The organism is Synechococcus sp. CB0205 (assembly GCF_000179255.1).
GTDB lineage: Bacteria > Cyanobacteriota > Cyanobacteriia > PCC-6307 > Cyanobiaceae > Vulcanococcus.
Genome location: NZ_ADXM01000061.1, coordinates 45,896 through 64,768 on the forward strand (window position 1 = coordinate 45,896; position 18,873 = coordinate 64,768).

At 65.1% G+C, this 18,873-nt stretch carries 20 protein-coding genes and 1 pseudogene; 13 read left to right on the top strand and 8 right to left on the bottom strand.

Annotated elements, in window-relative coordinates:
• Nucleotides 1–27 precede the first annotated feature (27 nt).
• The gene (locus tag CB0205_RS0112170) at nt 28–1,284 is read left to right on the top strand and encodes a glutathione S-transferase family protein (protein ID WP_029626378.1); all 1,257 of its coding nucleotides are present in this window, start codon (nt 28–30) and stop codon (nt 1,282–1,284) included.
• A 6-nt stretch (nt 1,285–1,290) separates the two neighbouring features.
• Here CB0205_RS0112170 and CB0205_RS16420 read toward each other — a convergent pair whose 3' ends face one another.
• Complete coding sequence (locus CB0205_RS16420) at nt 1,291–1,464, bottom strand: hypothetical protein (protein WP_010317739.1); 174 nt, start codon at nt 1,462–1,464, stop codon at nt 1,291–1,293.
• A gap of 82 nt (nt 1,465–1,546) precedes the next feature.
• Here CB0205_RS16420 and CB0205_RS0112180 point away from each other — a divergent pair, with 82 nt between their 5' ends.
• Complete coding sequence (locus tag CB0205_RS0112180; RefSeq protein WP_010317740.1) at nt 1,547–2,113, top strand: DUF2808 domain-containing protein; 567 nt, start codon at nt 1,547–1,549, stop codon at nt 2,111–2,113.
• Here CB0205_RS0112180 and CB0205_RS0112185 read toward each other — a convergent pair.
• Nucleotides 2,094–3,695, bottom strand: a complete 1,602-nt coding sequence (locus CB0205_RS0112185) for a permease (RefSeq protein WP_010317741.1) — start codon at nt 3,693–3,695, stop codon at nt 2,094–2,096. The genes CB0205_RS0112180 and CB0205_RS0112185 overlap by 20 nt on opposite strands.
• Nucleotides 3,696–3,719: 24 nt before the next feature.
• Here CB0205_RS0112185 and CB0205_RS0112190 point away from each other — a divergent pair, with 24 nt between their 5' ends.
• The 3 genes from CB0205_RS0112190 (at nt 3,720) to CB0205_RS0112200 (ending at nt 4,791) form a co-directional block, all read left to right on the top strand.
• Nucleotides 3,720–3,998, top strand: coding sequence for a DUF427 domain-containing protein (locus CB0205_RS0112190; protein WP_010317742.1), 279 nt, complete (start codon nt 3,720–3,722; stop codon nt 3,996–3,998).
• Between the two features lie 73 nt (nt 3,999–4,071).
• Complete coding sequence (locus CB0205_RS0112195) at nt 4,072–4,242, top strand: hypothetical protein (RefSeq protein ID WP_156797969.1); 171 nt, start codon at nt 4,072–4,074, stop codon at nt 4,240–4,242.
• A 129-nt stretch (nt 4,243–4,371) separates the two neighbouring features.
• On the top strand, nt 4,372–4,791 hold the full coding sequence (locus CB0205_RS0112200) for a helix-turn-helix domain-containing protein (RefSeq protein WP_010317744.1): 420 nt from the start codon (nt 4,372–4,374) through the stop codon (nt 4,789–4,791).
• Here CB0205_RS0112200 and CB0205_RS0112205 read toward each other — a convergent pair.
• The gene (locus CB0205_RS0112205; RefSeq protein WP_010317745.1) at nt 4,788–5,213 is read right to left on the bottom strand and encodes an SgcJ/EcaC family oxidoreductase; all 426 of its coding nucleotides are present in this window, start codon (nt 5,211–5,213) and stop codon (nt 4,788–4,790) included. The genes CB0205_RS0112200 and CB0205_RS0112205 overlap by 4 nt on opposite strands.
• Before the next feature lie 42 nt (nt 5,214–5,255).
• On the opposite strand from CB0205_RS0112205, the gene CB0205_RS0112210 reads away from it, so the two are divergent.
• Nucleotides 5,256–5,915, top strand: coding sequence for a ParB-like protein (locus CB0205_RS0112210; protein WP_010317746.1), 660 nt, complete (start codon nt 5,256–5,258; stop codon nt 5,913–5,915).
• Nucleotides 5,916–5,948: 33 nt separating this feature from the next.
• Complete coding sequence (locus CB0205_RS0112215) at nt 5,949–6,419, top strand: universal stress protein (RefSeq protein WP_010317747.1); 471 nt, start codon at nt 5,949–5,951, stop codon at nt 6,417–6,419.
• Here the strand turns inward: CB0205_RS0112215 and CB0205_RS0112220 are convergent.
• Entirely contained in the window at nt 6,416–7,915 is a 1,500-nt protein-coding gene (locus CB0205_RS0112220) for a peptide ligase PGM1-related protein (protein ID WP_010317748.1), read from the bottom strand. The genes CB0205_RS0112215 and CB0205_RS0112220 overlap by 4 nt on opposite strands.
• Nucleotides 7,916–8,005: 90 nt before the next feature.
• Between CB0205_RS0112220 and CB0205_RS14845 the strand changes: the two genes are divergently transcribed.
• Nucleotides 8,006–9,370, top strand: a complete 1,365-nt coding sequence (locus CB0205_RS14845) for a DUF2252 domain-containing protein (protein WP_010317749.1) — start codon at nt 8,006–8,008, stop codon at nt 9,368–9,370.
• Here the strand turns inward: CB0205_RS14845 and CB0205_RS0112230 are convergent.
• The 4 genes from CB0205_RS0112230 to CB0205_RS0112245 all read right to left on the bottom strand — a co-directional run bounded on the left by CB0205_RS0112230 (nt 9,354) and on the right by CB0205_RS0112245 (nt 13,546).
• Nucleotides 9,354–10,595: a carbohydrate porin gene (locus CB0205_RS0112230; RefSeq protein WP_010317750.1), complete on the bottom strand. Its 1,242-nt coding sequence runs from the start codon at nt 10,593–10,595 to the stop codon at nt 9,354–9,356. The genes CB0205_RS14845 and CB0205_RS0112230 overlap by 17 nt on opposite strands.
• A 97-nt stretch (nt 10,596–10,692) precedes the next feature.
• Nucleotides 10,693–11,751, bottom strand: a complete 1,059-nt coding sequence (locus CB0205_RS0112235) for a phycobilisome rod-core linker polypeptide (protein WP_010317751.1) — start codon at nt 11,749–11,751, stop codon at nt 10,693–10,695.
• Between the two features lie 97 nt (nt 11,752–11,848).
• Nucleotides 11,849–12,949, bottom strand: coding sequence for a dihydroorotase (gene pyrC, locus CB0205_RS0112240; RefSeq protein ID WP_010317752.1), 1,101 nt, complete (start codon nt 12,947–12,949; stop codon nt 11,849–11,851).
• A 27-nt stretch (nt 12,950–12,976) separates the two neighbouring features.
• The gene (locus CB0205_RS0112245; protein ID WP_010317753.1) at nt 12,977–13,546 is read right to left on the bottom strand and encodes a YqhA family protein; all 570 of its coding nucleotides are present in this window, start codon (nt 13,544–13,546) and stop codon (nt 12,977–12,979) included.
• A gap of 146 nt (nt 13,547–13,692) precedes the next feature.
• On the opposite strand from CB0205_RS0112245, the gene CB0205_RS0112250 reads away from it, so the two are divergent.
• The 5 genes and pseudogenes from CB0205_RS0112250 to CB0205_RS0112275 all read left to right on the top strand — a co-directional run.
• Nucleotides 13,693–14,757 carry an amino acid ABC transporter substrate-binding protein gene (locus tag CB0205_RS0112250; protein ID WP_010317754.1) on the top strand — a complete coding sequence of 355 codons (1,065 nt, stop codon included), beginning with the start codon at nt 13,693–13,695 and terminating at the stop codon, nt 14,755–14,757.
• Nucleotides 14,757–15,713 (top strand): ABC transporter permease subunit, encoded by a 957-nt coding sequence (locus tag CB0205_RS0112255; protein ID WP_010317755.1) that lies wholly within the window; start codon nt 14,757–14,759, stop codon nt 15,711–15,713. Before CB0205_RS0112250 ends, CB0205_RS0112255 begins: the two co-directional genes overlap by 1 nt.
• Nucleotides 15,713–16,924, top strand: a complete 1,212-nt coding sequence (locus tag CB0205_RS0112260; protein ID WP_010317756.1) for an amino acid ABC transporter permease — start codon at nt 15,713–15,715, stop codon at nt 16,922–16,924. The genes CB0205_RS0112255 and CB0205_RS0112260 overlap by 1 nt, the downstream gene beginning before the upstream one ends.
• A gap of 7 nt (nt 16,925–16,931) precedes the next feature.
• Nucleotides 16,932–17,675, top strand: coding sequence for an amino acid ABC transporter ATP-binding protein (locus CB0205_RS0112265; RefSeq protein WP_010317757.1), 744 nt, complete (start codon nt 16,932–16,934; stop codon nt 17,673–17,675).
• Nucleotides 17,676–17,758: 83 nt separating this feature from the next.
• Nucleotides 17,759–18,873: pseudogene (locus CB0205_RS0112275) on the top strand (bifunctional NADH dehydrogenase FAD-containing subunit/selenide, water dikinase SelD); the annotation flags it as partial.

Consider the following 18,873-nt stretch of genomic DNA (forward strand, 5'->3'; position numbering starts at 1 on the left):
ACAGAAGATCGTCCCGCCCTCCTGTTGATGTTCAGCTCCCCGGGCCCGCAAGCATTGAGCTGGGAGGACCTTGCCGAGCTGCTGCCCCTGCAGAGCGAAGAGCAACTGCTGCAGCTGCGTCAGGAGGGCCCCACCAACGCCCAGGCGCGGCTGCGGCTGTTTGGCCGGCCGGAATCGGAGGTGCGCGTCACCCTCTATCGCGATCACCACGCCTGGTGTCCCTATTGCCAGAAGGTCTGGCTCTGGCTGGAGGAGAAGCGGATCCCCTACCGGATCCGCAAGGTGACGATGTTCTGCTACGGCGAGAAGGAGCGCTGGTACAAGCAGGTTGTCCCCTCGGGAATGCTGCCGGCCCTGGAGCTCGACGGGCGCCTCTACACCGAGAGCGATGTGATCCTTCAGGCCCTGGAGGATGCCTTTGGGCCGCTGGAGGCTGGCCTGAGTGATCCCGATGTCTTCCCCCTGCGGCAGTTGGAGCGCCGCCTGTTTCGCGCCTGGTGCCAATGGCTCTGCTACTGCGAGGGCCAAGGGGCGCACAGCGCTCCGGCTGAACAGCACTTCGCCCGGATCGCGACCCTGGTGGAGGAGGCCCTGGAGGCCACCCCTGGTCCGTTTTTCCTCGAGCGCTTCAGCAGTGCCGATGTGATCTTCATCCCCTACCTCGAACGGATGAACGCCTCCCTCGCCTACTACAAGGGCTACGGGATTCGCCAGCAGCACCCGGCCATCGACCGCTGGTTCACGGCGCTGGAGCAGCGCCGCACCTACCTGGGTACCCAGAGCGATTTCCACACCCATGCCCATGACCTTCCGCCGCAGATGGGTTGCTGCTTGGCCAGCGGCACGGCCGAGCAACGCCGCGTCGCTGAGCTGATCGACCAGGGTCCCTGGCCCGTGGAGGATCCGGCCGTGATCGAGACCCGCCAGCCGGCGCCCGAGGGGGCAGCCCTTGAGGCCGTGGCCCGGGTGCTGCGCCACCGCGAGCGCTTGCTGGCGATTAATCCCGCCCCCTCAGCGGCTTTTGATCAGGCACTGCGCGCGGCCCTGACCCTGCTGTTGAAGCCGGCCAACGGTGCGATTACTCCACCCGCCGGCACGGCCGCGGGTCTGCGTTACCTGCGCGATCGGATCTCGGTGCCGCGGGACATGTCCCTGCATGCCGGCCGTCTGCTGCGCGCCGCCCTGGAGACCACCGCCGCCCTCGATGGCAACGCCCAAGCGGAAGCGCTGCCGGTGCAGCACCGCCGCGATCAGAACCCCGTTCCCTTTCTCGTTGAGGCCTAGGCGGAATTAGCGGCCGCTGATCTGGGCCTTCTTGGCCATCAGGTACTGCACCAGTTCCTGCTGCAGGGTGACCAGTTCGCGGGTGCAACCGCGGAAGGCCGCCCGGTGGCGGATCTCTTCGTGGCGGGTGTTGAGGTCCCGCAGCATCAGTTCGATGGCATCGAGTTCAGCCCGGTTCATCGAGGTGCGCTGCAGTGCTTTGAAGATATCAACTGCTCTCAAAAACGCTGGCTAGCGTTCAACCATCCACACCAATGCAGCTATGGCCGCCTGGAGAGCGTCATCGGCCGCCGCCTGCACGGCGCTTGGTTTGTTGCTTGGTGCAGCGGCCGACGGCATCCGGCCTGAGCCCGCGGCGGCCCTGGAGCTGCGGGGCCAGACCTATTTCACCAATCCACCCTGGAAAGTGGATTTCACCAACTACTACTGGTATGTCAATCAGGCCCAGGGGGAGTACTACTTCACCGTCACCCTGGCTGAGAACGCCGGGGCCGGACTGGGGGGCTTGGTGATCACCCAGATCCGCGGGGTGGATCGCAATTTCTCCTTGGCGCCCCAGCGTGCCCATGCCTTCATTGGTCGCCCCCGGCGGGAGGGTGCTGCCGTGCCAGTGGAGGCCACCTTTGATCAGGCCACGCGCACGCTGCGGGCGGTCTTCCCGGAGCCTCCGCAACCCGGTCAGGAGGTGACCCTGGCCCTGCGCCCGCCGCTGAATCCCACCTGGGCTGACACCTATGTCTTTGCGGTGCAGGCCCTGCCCGCTGGCCCCGACCCGGTGCCAGCACCGCTGGGGGTCGCGCGGCTGGAGATCATGAGCCGTTTCTGGTGAGGCGGCCCTTGAGGCTGGCGGCGGCAAAGACCGCGGCCATCGCCAGATAACCCTGAGCCCAGGCTGCGCCCACACCCCAGCCCAATCGCAGGGTGGTGTCGCTGGCGCTGAATTGCCAGGCGTGGATCACGCCAAACCAGGAGCAGGCGGCGGCCACCAGGGCCGCCAGGCAGGCGGCCTTGAAGCGCTGCTCGATCGCGTAGACGACCATCGCCGCTAGGAGCATGGCCGTGATGATCTGGCCCTGCTCCAGGGCAAAGGCACCCGCAGCCCAGACATCGGCCTGTTGCAGTGCCTCCAGCAAGCCAGGGCCAAAGGGGGTCTCGGCACCGCCGGCTCCACCGGCGCGGAGCCCCGCCTTGATCAGCAGGGCCCCCCATCCCGCCAGGCCCGGCATCAGCCCCAGGGCGACCGCTGGCGCGTGGGCGCGGGGTGTGGCCTCAAAGGCCTGGGCCGTGATCACCAGGCCGATGTAGAGCACGATTGCCATCCCGGCTTCGATCGGCACGATCTGGCCCACCACCCCAAACAGCCCCAACAGGCAGGCCGCGCCCATCAGCAGGCCGTTCAGCCAGGAGTAGCCAATGCGGGCCCCCATCCCCTTCCAGCCGGGATGGCCGATGTAGATCGTGGTGGGAAAGCAGGAGCCCAGGCCAGCGGCGACCACCGTTCCCAGGCCATTGATCAACAGTGAGCTGCGCACGGGGTAGCGATCGCCGGCGGCCTCCGCGCTCTCGATGTTCTGCAGTGAACCGAGCACGTTGAACAGCCCCATCGGAACAATCACCCCGAGCCAGGGCAGCAGTTGCCCGCGGGCATCCCAGAGGCTCCCGAGCTGCAGCTGGGGCGAGCGCCAACCGATTTGGGCGGCCTCCTGGGCCCAGCGCTCCGGGTTGGCGTCAATCAGTCCACTGCTCCAGGCCAGAGCGCTGCCGACGAGGACCGCCAGCAGGCCACCCGGAATCGGGAAGCGGACCTTGCCGTAGTAGGTCGCCAGGATCACCGCCAGCACCGCCAGACCCACCAGCGGTTGGGCATAGGTGCGCAGCAAAAAGCCCAGGGCGATGTAGCCCAGGGCAATCCCTGCCAGGGTGGAGAGCAGGGCGGCCCGGGGCAGCCAACGCCGCAGCCAGCCTGCGCAGAAGGCGCCGCAGGCCTCGATCAAGCCCGAGCCCAGGCAGGCCACCAGGCCCGCCTGCCAGGACAGCCGGACGGCGCTGGCCTCATCCAGCCCCTGGCCCAGGGCGGTGAGTTTCACCGGCAGCATCACCAGAAAGATGTAGGCGAAGAGGCTGACGGTGTTGATGCCGTAGGGCAGGGCCGTGCGATCGCTGCGTCTCTCCCGTTGCGCCAGCCGGAAGGCCTGCAGGGCGTAGGCACCATTGCCGATTAACAGGCTGATGCCGGTGGCGGGAAGGATGGTTCCAAAGACCAGGGCATCGGGGTAGCCCAGCACCCCGCGGCAGAGCCCCAGGATCAGCAGGATCTGGATCAGGTTGTCCAGGCTCAGGCCGAGAAACCCATCGAGATCTCCGCTAACGAACCAGCGGGGCCCCGACTTGCTTGGCTCAGGCGAGATCATGGCGGCAATGGCATCCCCTCAAGCATGCAAGCCAGCTGGAACGGAACCGTCATCGCCGAGAGCGACGACATCGTCGTGGTGGAGGGCAATCCTTATTTCCCCCGGGCGGCTTTGAAGCAGGAGTTCTTCCGCGACAGCAGCCACACCAGTAGCTGCGGTTGGAAGGGCACCTGCCGCTACTGGGATGTGGTGGTCAACGGTGAGGTCAATGCCAACTGCGCCTGGAGCTACGAGACCCCCAAGCCCGCCGCCGCAGAAATCACCGAACGGGTGGCGTTCTGGAAGGGGGTGAAGGTTGCCTGAAGCTCGGCACAAATGCCGATTGACGGGTGATCAGGCGCCGCTTGGATGACAGGGTTGCGCATTGACCCTGGTCATGGCGAGCTCCAAAGATGCCGCGAGCTTGGTGTTGCTTGGCCTCTACGGCTTTATTGCCCTGCGGCTGCTGTTGACCTGGTTGCAGCGGCGCCGCCAGCGGCGCTGGCGCGGCGCTCCCCATTGCTTGTTGGCCCCGACAACCGTCGCCGCTCGAGGCCGTTCACGCTGAGCGTTATGCAGGTTTTGCATGGTGCGCAGGATTCCGTGATATTCGCCCTCACGGGATCGCAAGTTCTCGTAATTTGTGACCGAAGTTTTTACTTCGCCTCGGTTGGAGCGCTCTGTTCAACAGCGAGCGATGGATCCAGCCGACGTGGCAGTGATGGGCGCATTGGCCTTGTATGTCGCTGAGCATTACGCCAGCGATCTGCGGATGCCGGACCTGGCGTCCCATGTTCACGTCAGTGTTCGCACCCTGCAGAACCTCTTCCATAGCCATTGCGGTGAACCACCGCTCAAGGCCCTGAGACGTTTTCGTCTGCATCAGCTGAACAGCCTCGTCCTGGACCGGCCCTGGACTCCTCTGCGTGAGCTCTACCGCCTTTGTGGTTTGACGGGCTCGGTGGCTGATCTCGATTTCTTCCTCGAGATTTATGGCCTCACCATCCGTGAGCACCAAGAGGGAGCACGGCTGAAGTCCACCCCGGTCCCCTCGCCCTCCGCCCTGACGGAATTCCCGAAGGGCGAACTGCGGCACATGCTCAAGGCCGCGGCCTAGGGAAGCAGCGAGGAGTGGTGGTGCTCGATGCTCCAGGCTCCATCCTGGTAGGCGTAGACAAAGGTGTAACGGGCCCGAACCCAGCCCTGACCGTCCAGTTCAAAGCTGTAGTTGCCGGCGTCGATGGCCACGTTGCAGTCGCTTTGGATCACCCGCTCATCAATGCGGCCGGTGGGGTGTTTGCTCAGGAAGCCCTTGAAATAGTCCTCGATTCCCGCCGTCGTGGTGCGTGCTTGGTTCGAGAGGGTGGGCAGCAGCAGCGCATCCGGGCGGTAGAGGGCGCTGACCTGGGCGGGATCCCCAGTGGCCAGGGCCGCATTCCAGCGGTCAAATAGAGCGGCTACTTGGGGATCCGTGAGGGTCTGGCAGCTGGTTGAATCCGCAGCCCAGGCACTGTTCACGCCGACACAAAAAACGGCCAAGAGTGACAGCAGCAGTTGAAAAACCCGGTTTAGGTTCGGTCCATGGCCCTGCGTTTGCCTCCGTTTCATCCCTTGCCACCCCCGAAGGGCGGAAAGAACGCGCTGCTCGAGGTTCCGATTCAGGATCTGCATCCGACTCAGCTCTGCGTGGGCATGGCGGAGATCGTCAGCCGCCAAAGGGATTTTGCTGAGGATGACCCCAAAGAGCAGCGTCAGTACTTAAAGCGCAAACCCACGCCGCTGGTGCGCTCAGCCGCCGGTGAGCTCTGGATGGTGGATCGTCACCATCGCCTGCGCGCCCTGCTTGAGCTGGATCCCCAGGCCACGGCCTTCGGCTATGTGGCGCTGGAGGTGGACAGCGCCGATCCCGCGGTGGTCCTGGCTGAATTGCAGCGCCGGGGATGGCTCTACCTCTATGACGGTCGCGGCCTGGGGCCCCAGCATCCGTCGGTCTTACCCCCCACGCTGCTGGGAACCCAGGACGATCCCTACCGCAGCCTGGTCTGGAAGTTGAAGCGCGAGAAGGTGATCACCTCGGCGCCTTTGATTCCCTTCCATGAGTTCCGCTGGGGGGCTTGGTTGCGCAGTCGCCAACTGCCGCCCTTCAGCTCAGCAAAGCTGGAGCCGGCCCTGCCCGCGGCCCGGGCTTTGGCTCGCTCCCAGGCGGCCTCACGGCTGGCCGGTTGGATTGGGCCGTCCTGACTAGCTTTCGGGTAGAGCAAAGGACTGCAGCCGATGTTTCGTCATCTTCTGGTGCCAACCGATGGCTCGGAGCTGTCCCAGTTGGCGGTGGATCAGGCGGTGCAGATGGCCAGTGAGATCGACGCCAAGATCACCTTTTTCCATGTGCAACCGAGCTACTACGGTCGCCCCGATGTAGCCCTCTATGGGGAGGGTTTGGTCCTGGATCCGCTGATGACCGAGCAGTTCAGCAAGGCCAATGCGGATTACGCCGAATCGGTACTGGGGGCGGCCAAGGCCAAGGCCAGTGCCAAGGGGGTGGAGGCGGATGGGGCGACCTCGGTGAATGCCGTGATTTATGAGGCGATCCTTGAGGCCGCTAGCGATCACCAGTGCGATCTGATCTTCATGGCCTCCCATGGCCGCCGCGGCTTGGCGGGCCTGGTGCTCGGCAGTGAAACCCAACGGGTGCTGACCCACGCGGAGTTGCCGGTCTTGGTCTATCCCGGCCGCGGGCAGGACTAGTTCCCGCGCTGGACGCTGGTGGCCTGTTGGATCAGTTGCCCCGCCGTGGCCCCGTAGACCTGCTTGGCTTCCGCGGCGCTGCGACCCACGCAGGTCATCCCCAGCTTTCCGTACTCCGAGAGGCAGCCCAGCAGGTGAAAGATGCTGCCCCGTAGACGTGCCGGGTCGTAGTGCAGATCGGCTTCGGCGACGATGTCGATCAGGTCCGCCGGCAGCAGCCCCCGCAGGTTGGGATGCGTGAGGTTGTCGGTGGCCCTGTAGTGCAGGGCCTGACCGGTGGGGGAGAGAAACTCACCCGTTCCCGGATCGAGCTTGCCGGTGGTGATGGCCCGCAGGGCCATGTAGGGGTGGGTGGTTCCGCCTTGCCTGAGGTTCACCTCGATCGCCTGTAGATCCCATTGCCCATCGATCAGGCGGGCAATGAAGTCAACGGCGTAGCGCTCCAGGGCCCCTTCGGCTCCCAGGGCCTCGCCAATGGCCTGGCCATGGCGCATCAGTGTGAGGCGATAGTCCTTGTCCGCTGGGAAGCGGCAGCCGTGATAGGTCTGCCCATTGCTGCCCCCCAGGATCTGTTCGTGGGTGGAGAGCACCTCAACGCGCCCCCCGGGGTGGATGGTTCCTTGCACGCTTGGGGAGCTGAGTTGATCGCCCCCCTCCAGCAAAGCCTCCACCAGGGCACCCTGCTCCGCCAGCAGGGTGAGCCAGCCTTGGGCGGGCATCGGCAGTCGCTCCAGTTCTTGCCGCAGCCGCTGGCGCCGGGCAGCGGCAGAGAGCTCCTGCAGTTGCAACGGGGCGAGATCCAGGGCGGCATTACCCTCACCGCTGATCCCCTCGTTGAGCTTGACCACGCAGCGCCTGAGCTCAGGGTGCGTTTCCCAGAGCGTGGCGGTGACTTCGGCCAGGTCCTCGAGGTTGTGGACCAGATCACTCCCAGGTGGGTGCGGCACCCCGCAACGGGCAAAGAGCTCACGGCTGCCGGCCTTGCTGCCCCAGTGGCCCAGGGCGGGGTCGGTGCCGAGGAGCGGAATCTGCAGCGCTTCGGAGAGACGTTTCTCGAGCTCGGTCACGACAAAGCAACTGATGAAGCTGCGGCCCGGGCGCAGTTGCTCTTTGATGCGGGCCAGCAGGGCGGGCCGCTCCAGCAACTTTTCGGTCAGCGGACGGTTGGAGGCATCATCGGTGTCAAAGAGCTGGAGACGCCGCCGGGCATGGGAGGTGGGGACACCGGGCAGAAGCTCGAGGACCGCATCGACCACCAGCTCCGGCAGCAACTTGCTGGTGACATAGATCGCCCTGACCCCGGGATCCCGAAGCCGAATCAGCGAAAACAGCTGCCGCTCCTCGTAATGGTGCGCACCGGTGACCAGGGCCATCAGCGCCCGGTCCATGCTCAGGGAGGGCACCACCAGCACGTCGAACTGGCCGCCCTTGCCGCTGTGCTCACAGCCCCAGCCCGGCTGCAGTTGGGCCTGGAGTTCCCGAAAGGAGAGGGCCATAGGGCGAGGCGCTTGTCTCCATGTTTGCCAGATTCTTCCGTTTTGCCCGGCGGCTCGCTAAGTCAGTAGGTGGTGCACCTCCTAGGACCGTTGCGTGCGAGCGACCCCAACGCGGCTGGATGGGAGGACCTCTCGCTCTGGCAACCGCTGCTTGATCGGCGGGATCCGATCAGCCGAATCGAGGAACAGAACAGCACCCGCTTGCCCTGGTTGATCGCCGAGCGGCATCGGCGCATGGCCGAGAGTCCCTTCGCCTGGTTCCGGGGAACGGCGGCCCAGATGGCGGCCGATCTGGCGCCCTTGCCCCGTAGTCCCCATTGGGTGCAGCTGTGTGGTGACGCCCACCTGCTGAACTTCGGTTTTTATGCCTCGCCGGAGCGCAGCCTGGTCTTTGACATCAATGACTTTGATGAGACCGCACCCGGACCGTTTGAGTGGGATGTCAAACGCCTCCTGGTCAGCGCCGTTTTGGTGGCACGCCAGTGGCAACTGGATCGCGAGGAGCAGTTCCGCCTCGCCCGCAAGGTGGCCGCGGCCTATCGCAAGGCGATGGCGGAGTACGCCAACCTCCCCACCCTGAAACTCTGGAACTGCCTGCTCCATGTCGAGCGGTTCGTGGAGGAGCTGCCGGCCACGGCCTTCCGCTCTCACCTTGAGGTGGCGGTGTCCCAAGCCCTGCGGCGCTCGGGACGCCAGGCCATTCAGAAGCACTGTGAGTTCCTGCCGGATGGAACCGCTCAGATTCGCCATCAGCCGCCCTTGGTCTGGCGCCATGCCCTGTTGGATCCCACCGCCCTGTGGGCCTCAGAGCCGGATCTGGATCCTGCGTCCATCCCCAGCCACAGCGAAGCGATCGCCTTCCTGCTGGCGGGCTACCGCGAGAGCTTGCCACCCCACCGCCGCCATCAGCTGCAGGACTTTGCCTTGGTCGACACCGCCCTCAAAGCCGTTGGCGTGGGTTCGGTTGGCACCCGCTGTGCCATTGGCCTGATGAAGGGGCCCCATCCGGAGGACTGGTTGTTGTTGCAAAGCAAGCAGGCCCTGCCGTCCTGCATCGACCAGCAACTGGGGAATGAGGCGGGGCATCAGGGACAGCGGGTTGTCGAAGGCCAGCGTTTGATCCAGTGCGTCTGCGATCCCTTCTTGGGCTGGACCTCAACGCCCAAGGGCATTCCGATGTACTGGCGGCAGCTGCGGGACTGGAAGGCCTCGGTCTCCCTCGCCTCGATGAAGCCCCCCTCCCTGAAGGCCTACGCCAAGCTCTGCGCCATGGTCTTGGCACGGGCCCACGCCAGAAGCGGAAAGCGTCAAAGCCTCCATGGCGCCCTCGGGGATGACAAGGGCTTTGATCGGGCCATGGCCAACTTTGCCCTGGGCTACAGCGATCAGGTGGAAGAGGACCATCGGGCGCTGCTGCAGGCCATGGCCTCTGGCCGGCTTACAAGTTCAGACTGATCTGGACGCTGGTGGTCAGGATTCCCGGTGTGGGGATGTCTCGGCCACTGGGGTTGAAGATCCACTGCAGGGTGGGCTGCAGATTCAGATTGGGGTTGAGCTGCAGGCGATAGCCCAGCTCCAGAACGCCCTCGTAGGGCTGGTTTGGGTAGCCCGGTGGGGCCGCGGCGCTCAGACCAGCGTGCCCGCCACCGAGGATCAGCAGGTCCTGGGGGCGCTTGGGGAAGACCCCTTGGATCACCAGGCCGCCGCCGAGGAAGCTTGGTGCCTGGTTGAGATCAAACTCCGGCGAGTAGGACCCGCCGATCCAGACCCGGTCATCGAGGCCCAGGGGTAGACCGCTTTTCCAGGTCGCACTGCCGAACAGTCCTGCGCCTTGGTAGTCCGTGGTGAAGCCGCCGATGGAGAACAACTCACCGGGTAGGACGCTGCCTGCGGGCTGGCTGCGCTTGGGGCTGTAGTTCAGCTGCAGGATGTGGGCGTCTCCGACCTTGGTGGGTGTGATGTCGACCGGCGCGCCGAAGGCTTGGATGATCGGGATGGCGGTCGTGAGATCAAACCAGCCGTAGTAGACGTCAACCTCCTTGTGGGGATGGATGTCGAGCCTTGCGGCCAGGCTTGAAAAGGGTGAGATCGGTAGGTTCCCCGCAAAGATGTTGTAGGTGTTGTTCAACGCCGAGTGCACGTAGTTGTTGAGGATCGGCGCACTCAGCAGCGTTCCATCGAAATCACCATTGATCGGAATCACACCAGCGCGGACACCGATCCAACCTTCTCCGGCGCTGCGCTCCAAGGACAGTTCCGTCGGATAGAAACCAGCGGGGTACGCGAGGGTTTGCGGGAATAAGAACGCGCCAATGCGAGTGCCATAGCTCACATCGCCTGCGACGTGATTGATGTTGGCGTTGATGTGCCAGTGATCTTGCTCATTCCAGTCCTGGATCTCACGGTTCAGACCTGTCCCCAGTTGGAGATCAATCGACGTGTCCTGGATCCAGGCCGAGCTTTGAGCAGCCCCTCCCACGGGGTTCGCCATGGGCTCGGCGGTGTAGCTGATCGAGAACAACAACCAGTCGGGCAGCTTCAGCGCCTCTTGCAGGCTGAAGGCCTGTTGGGGTTGTTCGCTCGGGCGTGTTGTGCTGTCTTCGCTTGCCCAGCCGTTGCCGCCAAGCAGCAGGCTGAGCAGGAGCGTTAGCGATCCAGTGGCAAGGCCCCGCAGGATCACCGTGGCTTACGCAGAGGTCGTCCCATCTTGGCGGGGACTAGCAACAAAAAGCCCCCGGCCGTTTGGCCAGGGGCAGAGGTCATGGGGAGGGGGTTAATCAGCCCTTGGAGCGGCCACGCCCCTTGGCTTTGGCCTTGGGTTGCTCGTCGGCAGCAGGAGTCGGCGCGGGGGCGGGTGCTGAGGAGATGTCGCTGTCGCCACTGACGATGACGCTGACGACGCGGCCGCCCTGGCGCAGGACCCGTTGCAGTGCCTCGTTCATCCGGCTGTAGGGCACGCGGGTGGTGTAGGCGCCGTGGCGGATGAAGCGGTTGTTGGTGATGCCCGTCGCGGTGATCGTGACCACTCGGCTGCCTTCTGCCGCACCGCTGTTCGGTGCTGAGACCAGCAACTCGTTGCTGCGGAAGCCGTAGGCGGGGCTGCCGTCGATGCGGCGGGTGCTGGGCAGATCACCGCTGGGCAGATCGCTCCCGCTGGACATCGAGGCCTTGAAGGGACCATCGGTGCTGATGTGGGCGTAGCGGGCCACGCTGACCGCAGCACCGGCACCGGGCACCGGAATGGCACGGTTTTGGTGCAGGGCTTGGCCCAGCTTGAACTGACTGCCGTTGCGGTCGCCCTTGACCGAGGCGGCGGCGCCCCGGGCCAGTTGCATCAGATAGGAAAACTGACGCCCCTCGTGGCCAACCGAATAGCCCCAACCATGCATGTGGGGAACGCGGTCGTTGCCGAAGTTGCGGCTGTATTCGTCGCTATCGATGTAGGAGTCGATCTCCGCGTCGTAGCCCTGCTCCTGCAGGATCGTGAAGTGGTGGAGCATCTCCTCTTTGTTATGAGGAGCGCGGCCCAGCAGATGTTTGTGGTTGAGCTCGATGAAGCGGTAGGGGTTGCAGCTCTCAAAGAAGCGAGCGCGGTATTGGGCACTCTTGGCCACCAGGCGCACGAACTCGCGCACGTTCAGGTAGCCGTTGCGGAAGAGCGACTCGGTCCCTTCGAGTCGATCGCTCTTCATCACATGCTGACCGCCCAGAACCTGCTGGTAGACGGCACGAATGATGGTGCTCTTATCGCTATTGGAGGCCTGCTGCCTGTGTTCTTTGTTCTGACCGTTTGCAAACCTCTCGATACCCAGAGCGGGCGCCTTGACAAGAGACATGTGGATCGGGCGGACTATGGAAGAAGCGCGTGATTCACGCAGCCGCTTGGAAATTAGGCGGATTCTTTTGAGCCGTCGTTGAAAGATTGCGAGCTCTTTACGCTGCTGACGCGCGCCATTGCGCCTGCTTCAGGCGCCAATTCAGGGTTTCCCCGGCGTGAAAGGGCACCAGGGTTGTCGGCGAGCTGCTGCCGTTCTCCAGTTCCATTAACCCTGGGATGCAGTCGCTGTCGCTGCTGCGCTCCAGTTGGATCGTACCGTTGTTGAGCGGCAGCCCGTAGAAGTTGGGCCCATGCACGCTGGCGAAGTTCTCCAGGCGATCGAGAACGCCCTCCTCTTCAAAAACCTGGGCGTAGCTCTCAATGGCGAAGGGGGCGTTGTAGATCCCGGCGCAGCCGCAGGCCGATTCTTTGGCGCCCCTGGGGTGGGGAGCGGAGTCGGTCCCCAGGAAAAATTTGCTGCTGCCGCTGGTGGCCGCGGCCCGTAGGGCCAGGCGATGGCGCTCCCGCTTGGCGATGGGCAAGCAATAGAAGTCCGGCCGCAGACCGCCTTGGAAGAGGGCGTTGCGGTTGATGTGGAGGTGGTGGGGGGTGATCGTCGCCGCCAGGTTGGCTGGACCCTCCGCCACGAACTGTGCGGCGTCGGCGGTCGTGATGTGCTCCAGCACCACCTTCAGGGCCGGATGACGCTGGAGCAGAGGGATCAACTGCCGTTCGATGAAGACCGCCTCGCGATCAAAGATGTCGACGGCGGGATCGGTGACCTCGCCATGGATCAGCAGCGGCATGCCAATCCGCTCCATGCAGGCGAGCACCGTGCTGATGTGGGCGAGATCGCGCACGCCGGCGTCGGAGTTGGTGGTCGCACCGGCGGGATAGAGCTTGGCGGCGCTGAAGACCCCTTCGCTGAAGCCGCGCTCCAGCTCGGCTGGCTCGATCGTTTCGGTCAGGTAGGCCGTCATCAGCGGCGTGAAGGCCGCGGCGGCATCAGGCCCTTGGCTTGCTGTCAGGGCGGCCGTGATCCGTTCTCGATAGGCCCGTGCCTGCTCCACCGTCGTCACCGGCGGTTTGAGGTTGGGCATCACGATCGCCCGGGCGAACTGCCGCGCCGTGTGTCCAACCACGGCCTGCAGCATCTCCCCATCGCGCAGGTGGAGATGCCAGTCATCCGGGGTGCGGATCGTGAGGGTGCTGCTCATCCCTTCGTTTTACACAATGCGCGAGCCCTACTCAAAGGGGGTTTCCCGGGGCTGATTCCAGGTGGACCGGTTGGGACCGCCGGAGACCAGATAGGCCGAGAGGGCCAAGAGCAGCACCGAGCCTGAGAAGACCAGCAGGTTGGTGGTGTTGTCGATCGGGAAGATCAACATCGACTTGAAGGCAGCCACGATCAAGGCCACCAGGATCACCTTCACCAACTTTTCCTTGAGCACATCCAAGCTGCGGATGTCCAGAAGCCCATTGCCACCAGCTCCGGGGCTGCGCGCCGCTTCGATGTCGGAGATCAGCAGCTCATAGACGCCGTAGCCAAAGATCATCAGGGCGATCCCGATCAAGTAGAGATCGACGCCGCCGACCAGTTCACCCAGCAGTAGGGCCACCGTGCGGCTGTCATCGGGCGAGGCATCGAGGAGCAGCCCCATCGAGTGCCAGATCTCGGAGGTGCCGCTGATGAAGGTCGCCCCGCTGCCGAGCAGGCTCATCACCACGGGCACGATCGCGATCAAACGGAATTTCCAGAGCCAGCGCTCAAAGACGTTCTCAATGGCCCAGCTCAAGCGCTTGATGGAGCTCATCGACGCGTTGCGTTCAGCGATAGGTGGGGTGACCCTAGGCAGAGCGCGTCGGCGTTTTGATGCTCCGATCGGGAGCTTCATGGCCTCATTGGCGATGGCCCAGCCTTAAAAACCGGTGGCACAATTCGCGAAATGAGCCCTGGTTGATGCCCTTTTCCCCCCGCAAGGTCCTTCGAGCGCTTCCTCTGCTGGCTGGCCTCGTCCTCACCGGCTGCGCTGTGGAGGGCTCGGGGCCCCAAAGCCAAAAACTGGCCGCGGTGAAAGCCCGCGGGCAATTGGTCTGCGGCGTTGATGGCAAGTTGCCGGGCTTCAGTTTTGTCGCTCCCGATGGCCGCTACCAGGGCTTTGAGGTGGACCTCTGCCGTGCGGTCGCCGCTGGGGTGCTCTCCGATCCCGCCAAGGTGGAGTTCCGCGACCTGAGCGCCAGCGAGCGCTTTGCGGCGGTCAATAGCGGTGAAGTGGATCTGCTCTCCCGCAGCACCACCATGACCCTCAGCCGCGATGCGGCAGGGGGCAATGCCCTCAGCTTTGCGCCGATTCACTTCTATGGCGGTCAGGCCGTGATGGTGAACGCGGGCAGCGGCATCACCTACTTGAAGCAGTTAGCCGGTAAGCCGATCTGTGTGACCACCGGGACCACGACCGAGCTGAACCTGGCGGATCGGATGCGGGAGCTCAACGCCGCCTACATGCCGCTGAAGTTCCAAAACGATGGTCAGACCTATGGGGCCTACCTCCAGGGCCGTTGCGTGGCGGTCACCAGTGACCGGGCGCTGCTGGCCGCCAAGCGCAGCAGCTTTCCCGATCCCAAGGCCCATGTCCTGCTAGCCGGTGACCTGAGCAAAGAACCCTTGGCCATGGGCACGGTCAACGGTGATCCGGCCTGGGCCGATGCGGTGCGTTGGATCGCCTATGCCCTGATGCAGGCGGAAGAATCCGGCATCACCCAGGCCAACGTCGAGGCCAAGCTCGCTGAGGCCCAGGCCGATAGCAACCAGGCGGATCTGCGGCGCTTCCTGGGGGTCGATGGCCAGCTGGGGCAGCAGCTCGGATTGCCGGCTGACTTTGTCGTTCAGGTGATCAAGGCCGTCGGCAACTACGGCGAGATCTTTGAGCGCAACCTGGGTGTGAACACCCGCATCAACCTGGAGCGGGGCACCAATCGCCAGTGGACCGATGGCGGCCTGATCTATTCGCCGCCCTTCCGCTGATGGCTCCGCCTGTCACCCCTTGGTGGCGCAACCGCCGCCTGATCCCCTGGTTGCTGCAGGCCGCGGTCGGTCTGCTGGTGCTGGTTCTGGTGGCTTTCCTGCTGGGGAACCTGGTGCAGAACCTGGCGGCGGCCGGGTTGCTGCTGACCTGGCGCTGGATCGGCAACCCCGCCGGTTTTGACATCGCCGGCAGTTGGTTGCCCTTCAGCGCCGATCAGCCCTACTGGTGGGCGCTGCTGGCGGGACTGGTCAACACCCTGCGGGTTGTCGTCATCGGTCTGATTGGCGCCTCGATCGTCGGTACCGCCGTCGGCGTGGCCTCCTTTAGTGGCAACGCTCTGCTGCGCGGCCTGGCGCGGGTCTACGTCGAGCTGATCCGCAACATCCCCCTGCTCTTGCAGTTGGTGTTTTGGTATTTCGTCGTCTTCCTCTCCTTGCCGGGTGGTGCCCAGGCAATCCAGTGGCCGGGCGTCGTCCTCGCCCAATCGGGCCTCTACCTGGGGATGCCTGAGTTGGTGAATGGGGTCTGGCAGGCACCGATTCGCCTGAGTGTTGAGTTCGCGGCCCTGCTGACCGGTCTGATCGTCTACATCTCGGCCTTCATCTCGGAGGTGGTGCGCGGCGGGATTGCTTCGGTGCCCAAGGGGCAGTGGGAGGCCGCCCGTGCCCTGGGCTTCAGCCCCCTGCAAACCCTGCGCCGGGTGGTCCTGCCCCAGGCCCTGCCGGTGATCGTGCCTGGTTTGAACAACCAGTACATCTCCCTGGCGAAGAGTTCCTCGCTCGCCATTGCCTGCGGCTACGCCGATCTCTATTCGGTGGCGGAGACCACCCTCAACCAAACCGGACGGGCGGTGGAGGTGATGGTGATCCTGCTGGGGGCTTACCTGGCCATGGACCTGGTGATCTCTGCCCTGATGAATGCGCTGAACCGTGCGGTGCAGCTGAGGAGCCGTTGATGGAGCGCTCCTCTTCTCTGCAACGGCTACGGGCCGCCCTGTTCACCTCTCGCCTCGATGGGCTGATCACCGTGGTGCTGCTGGCGGCCTTGCTGGCCGGCGGCCAGGCCCTGCTGCACTGGTTGGTCTTTAAGGCCCAGTGGGCGGTGATTCAGGCCAACAGCACCCTGTTCGCCATCGGCCGCTATCCCCTGGATCAGCAATGGCGTCTTTGGCTGCTGAGCGTTCTTCTGGCGGCCGCCACGGGGTTGAGTTGGGGATGGCTGCGGGCCTTCCCTCGCCCCGATCGCCGGGCACGGCTTTGGCCTGCAAACGACCGCCTGGCCGCTGCAGTGCTCGCCGGCCTGGCGTTGTTCCTGCCCCTGTTTCTTCAGCTCAGTGTTGCCATCAGCCAGCGTTGGTGGGGGATCACGGCGCTGCTGTTGGCCTGCCGCTGGTGGGCCGGGCGCCTTGGCCCGGCCCTTCCCGCTGCCTTCCGCCGCGGCTGGCCCGTGATCTGGCCGCTGCTCTACCTGCTGGGGATGACCCTGATTGCGGGGGGATTGGGTCTCCCGGTGGTCTCCCCCTCTCGCTGGGGGGGGCTGCTCTTGACCTTGATCGAGGCCAGTTTCGCGATCCTGCTCTGCTTCCCCCTGGGGGTGTTGCTGGCCCTTGGGCGGCGCAGCCGTTTGCCGCTCTTGCGTTGGCTCTCGGTGCTCTACATCGAGTTCATCCGCGGGGCACCGCTGATCACCCTGCTCTTCCTCGGGCAGAACATCCTGGGCTTGCTCTTGCCCGGTGGCTTCTCGCCGGATCGGGTCTGGCGGGCGGCCTGGGTGCTGACCTTCTTTGCTGCGGCCTATGTGGCCGAGGCCGTCCGCTCTGGTCTGGTGGCGTTGCCGCCGGGGCAGATGGAGGCAGCCCGCGCCCTGGGCTTGCCGGTCCATCAGGCCATGCTCAAGGTGGTGCTGCCCCAGGCCCTGCGGGTCGCCCTTCCGGCGATGGTCGGGCAATTCATCAACCTGCTACAGGACACCACCTTGCTCTCGCTGATTGGTCTGTTTGAGCTGCTGGGCACGGCTCGGGCGGTGATGGCCAATCCCGCGTTCCTCGGCAAGGACGCCGAGGTCTATCTCGTCTTGGCGGTGCTGTTTTGGTGCTGCTGCGCTGCCTTGGGTTTGGGGAGCCGCGCCCTGGAAACCCGCCTGAACTCCAACCCTCAACCCGCCTGAGTCCCCCATGACGGATCGCGACCTGATGATCGAGGCCCGCGGGGTCCAGAAGTGGTACCCCAATGGCTACCACGCTCTGCGGGGTGTGGACCTGAACGTCTACCGCGGTGAGGTGGTGGTGATCATGGGGCCCTCCGGCTCCGGCAAGAGCACCTTCATTCGCACCTTCAATGCCCTGGAGGACATCCAGGGGGGATCGATCGTCGTCGATGGGATGACCCTCTCCGATGACGTGCGCAACATCGATGCGATCCGCCGGGAGGTGGGGATGGTCTTCCAACAGTTCAACCTCTTCCCCCACCTCACGGTGCTGGAGAACCTCTGTCTCGCTCCGGTGCTGGTGCGCAAGCGGAAGAAGGCGGAGGTGGAGCAGGAGGCCTTGGCGCTCCTTGAGCGGGTCAACATCCGCGAGCAGGCCCACAAGTACCCCGGGCAGCTCTCCGGCGGTCAGCAGCAACGGGTGGCGATTGCCCGCTCCCTCTGCATGGAGCCACGGGTGATGCTCTTCGATGAACCCACCAGTGCCCTTGACCCCGAGATGGTGCAGGAGGTGCTCGAGGTGATGCAGGAGTTGGCCCGCGAGGGGATGACGATGGTGGTCGTCACCCATGAGGTGCGCTTTGCCCGGCAGGTGGCCAGTCGGGTGGTCTTGATGGCCGAGGGGGAGGTGGTGGAGATGGCACCGCCCGAGCAATTCTTCACTGCGCCGCAACACGAGCGCACCCGGCAATTCCTGAGCCAGATTGCCTAAATGGAGAGCCCTCAACCGCGCCAGGTTCAGGCCTACAGCGAACCGAAGGGCATGGATCTGGGCGCCTCGGCCCAGGGGCGACCTTGAGCGATCCCGATCAGCTGCTGCTGCTGGCGGGGGGTGGCCACAGCCATGCCCTGCTGCTGCGGCGTTGGTTGATGCGGCCGCAGCTCAAGCCCAAACGCACCGCCGTGGTGCTGGTCAATCGGGGCAGCACCGCCCTGTATTCCGGCATGGTGCCGGGGCTGGTGGCGGGTCTCTACAGCCACGAGGACTGCGCCATTGATCTGCGCGATCTCTGCCAGCGGGCGGGCGTGGCCTTTGTGCGCGCTGAGATCACGGGACTCGACCTGCCGCGCTCCCAGTTGCTGCTGGCCGGGCGGCCGCCATTGCAGTTCGATCGCCTCAGCTTGGATCTTGGCTGTCAGACCCAACACGCCGAGGGGCGGCTCGGGGTGAAGCCGCTGGAGCCCTTCCTGCAGTGGCTCAAGCAGGCACCGCCGTCGCTAACCATCCGCGGGGGCGGTGCCGCTGCGGTGGAGGTGGCCCTGGCCCTGCGGGCCCAGGGGCATCAGCCCGAGCTGCTGTTGCGCGGTGAGCATCTGCACTTGGGATCGCCAGCGGCGAACCGCGCCGGAGAGCGCCTGTTGGCGGAGGCCGGCATCCCCCTGGGCCGCGGCGTCGGTCCCGAGCGGCCTGCGGATCTGGCCTGCACCGGCAGTGAGGCGCCGCCCTGGCTGGCGGCCAGTGGTCTGCCCTGTGATCCCCAGACCGGGCGGATCTGGACGGAGTCGAGTCTGGCGGTGGAGGGCCATCCCCGGATCTTTGCCAGCGGCGACTGCGGGCTGATTCGCCGGGATCCTCGGCCGGCTTCCGGGGTCTGGGCTGTGCGTGCGGCGCCGCTGCTGGCGATCAACCTCAAACGCAGCCTCGAGCAGCCCAAGCGAGCGCTGAGGCCTTGGCGTCCCCAGGCCAGGGCCCTGCAGTTGCTGGGCGATGGCCGCAGGCGGGCGGTGGCCTTCTACGGGCCCTGGTCACTGGGTCCCTCCCGCTGGCTCTGGCGCTGGAAAGAGGCGATTGATCGACGCTTCATGGCCGGATTCGCCCGCACCGGAGCCATGGCCGCTGGGGCCGTGATGGCCTGCCGGGGCTGTGCCGCCAAGCTGGCGGCCGACCCCCTAGAGGGCGCCCTGGCCCG